Genomic DNA, 577 nt, shown 5'->3' with positions numbered 1-577 from the left:
CATTACAGCACGGCCAATCACCATTACAGCCGATGCCGGACAAACCAAAGTGTATGGAGAAGCCGATCCGGCTGCCTTTACCTATACGGTTGGAGGTGACGGTCTCGCAACTGGTGATTCTTTTGACGGAGCACTAAGCCGTGACGCTGGTGAAACAGTTGGCAACTACGCCATCAATCAAGGAACGCTCACCATTGTGGAGGGTGCGACCAATAAGGAAGGCAACTACACCGTCACTTACGTTTCAAACGACTTTACCATTACAGCCCGACCGATCACCATCACAGCCGATGCCGGACAAACCAAAGTGTATGGTGAAGCTGATCCGGCTGCCTTTACCTATACCGTTGGAGGTGATGGTCTGGCAACTGGTGATTCTTTTGAGGGAGCACTAAGTCGCATTACTGGAGAAACAGTCGGCAGCTACGCCATCAACCAGGGAACGCTCACCATTGTGGAAGGTGCGACCAATAAGGAAAGCAACTACACCGTCACTTACGTTTCAAACGACTTTGCCATTACAGCACGGCCAATCACCATCACAGCCGATGCCGGACAAACCAAAGTGTATGGAGAA

The 577-nt window shown here is 51.1% G+C and carries 1 protein-coding gene; it reads left to right on the top strand.

The window, feature by feature from the left end; translation table 11 throughout:
• Positions 1-577 (top strand): MBG domain-containing protein (locus Q1A18_RS18970; RefSeq protein WP_299584717.1); only part of this gene is annotated, 577 nt, incomplete at both ends.

The sequence above is a fragment of the uncultured Sunxiuqinia sp. genome, assembly GCF_947495665.1.
Classification (GTDB): Bacteria; Bacteroidota; Bacteroidia; order Bacteroidales; family Prolixibacteraceae; genus Sunxiuqinia; species Sunxiuqinia rutila.
The sequence above is the reverse complement of the archived record's forward strand: the minus strand, read 5'-3'. Positions and strand labels throughout refer to the sequence as shown.